Below are 1,951 nucleotides of genomic sequence, written 5' to 3' on the forward strand. Positions count from 1 at the left end.
AGGACGCTGATATGTCTCGGTAACAATCGACAAAACGGCACCTCTGATCCTTGAGAACCGAATAACACTTCCTGAACGGCGTGCGGGGCGACCGCGCAAAGCTGGCTAGTTGCTCCGGCCGCTTCCTCGAGTTAAGTTGGAAACAAGCAACTGTTCCCACTTGGCTGAGGAGGCGGATCTGATGAAAAAGGAGCAAGGGTGGACTGTGCGTCTCGAACGCCGACCGCATCGCGACGCGGTGCGCCGGCTACGCAAAGCGTATGAGTTGTTGTGGCAGATGCCGCGCTCTGGAGCGCCATCTGCCGCATCCGATTCGCCCATCGAAAGGACGAAGTTGCTCGTTCAGGAGGTACAAAAGTGACACAACGCGCTGCCTTATACGCCCGGGTTTCCACGCCCCAGCAGGAGCAGGAAGCCACGATTGAGAGCCAGATTGCGGCATTAGAGAGCTTTGCCCAACAGCAGGGCTATCCCCTGGACCCGGCGCTGTATTTTCTGGAGCAGGGGGTCAGTGGCGCTCAATTGGATCGTCCAGCGCTCAACCACCTGCGGGACCTGGCCCCGGAGGCGAGATTTGATGTGGTACTGTGCTACAGCCCTGACCGTCTGGCCCGTCACTACGCTCATCAGTGGGTGCTGTTGGATGAGCTGCGCCGGGTCGGGGTAGAAGTCATCTTCATCAACCAACCTGCGGCGCCCGATGGGCCCGAGGGCCAACTGTTTTTGGGCATTCAGGGTCTCTTTGCCGAATACGAACGGGTCCAGATCACTGAACGGTTGCGCCGGGGCAAGCTGTACCGCATGCGCCAGGGTACCCTGGTGAACCCCAATCCGCCCTATGGCTATCAGTATGTGCCGGTCAGTGAGCCTGGGGGCGGGCGCTGGGTAGAGCAGCCCACCGAAGGCGAGGTTGTCCGGACCCTCTATCGGTGGTATACCGAAGAAGGGCTGACGATTACCCAGAGCGTAGACCGGCTGAATGAAGCCGGCGACCGCATGCCGCCCCGCGGCAAGCGCTGGCATTACAGCACCGTGCAGACTCTGCTCCAGCAACCGGCCTACGCCGGGCGGGCTTACTACAACCGCACGCGGACCTGCCACGAAGCCGTGGGGCAGCCCAAGAAGTCTGGGCGCGGCCGGCGGCGACGGCCCACCCACGAGCCCCGGCTGCGGGAGGAATGGATTGAAATCGCCGTGCCGCCCCTGGTGGCAGAAGATGTCTGGCAACGAGCGCAGGAGCAACTGGCCATGAACCAAAAGTTCGCCCCGCGGAACAACAAGCGGCATTTCTACCTGTTGCGCAGCCTGTTGGTCTGCGGCACCTGCGGGCGCACCCTGGCGGGCCGCACCAGCCAGGGAGGCGTCTATTACTACTGCACCAACCGCGGCAAGCTTCGGGATCCGGATGTCGCACCCCATGCCTGCTCCATTGCCGGGCGGATCGTGGAGCCTTTGGTCTGGGAAGCGGTGTGCCGATTGTTGGGCAATCCCAACTTACTGGCCGATGCCTGGCAGGCGCAATGGGAGACCGACACCGCCGATCCGGATGAAGCGGATCGGCTCCAGCGCCGTCAGCGTGCCCTGGAGCGGCAATGGACGCGCCTGTTGGATGCCTTTCAGGACGAACTGATCGACAAGGAAGAATTAGCGCGCCGCAAAGCGCAGTTGGATAGCGAGCGCAAAGCGCTGGCCCAGCGCCTGGGGCAGCTACGCCAACAGGCCCGGCAGCAACAGGCCAAGGCACAAATGCTGGAAGACTTTGCGACCTTCTGTCAAAAGATTGAAGCCTCGCTCGCAAACCCAACCCCCGAAGTGCAGCAGGAAGTGATTCGGTTGTTAATTGATCACATCGTCGTAGAAAAGGATGCCATCACTATCAAGCACATCGTCCCCACCGACGATAATTGTCGATTGTTACCAGGACGTAGACCCACGCAGATGAACGCTGATT

The 1,951-nt window shown here is 61.0% G+C and carries 1 protein-coding gene; it reads left to right on the forward strand.

The window, feature by feature from the left end:
• Positions 1-270 precede the first annotated feature (270 nt).
• The coding region (locus FKZ61_RS24380) for a recombinase family protein (RefSeq protein WP_141612630.1) at positions 271-1,951 on the forward strand (1,681 nt) is incomplete at its 3' end.

Origin of the sequence: Litorilinea aerophila (assembly GCF_006569185.2) — a bacterium.
Taxonomy (GTDB): domain Bacteria; phylum Chloroflexota; class Anaerolineae; order Caldilineales; family Caldilineaceae; genus Litorilinea; species Litorilinea aerophila.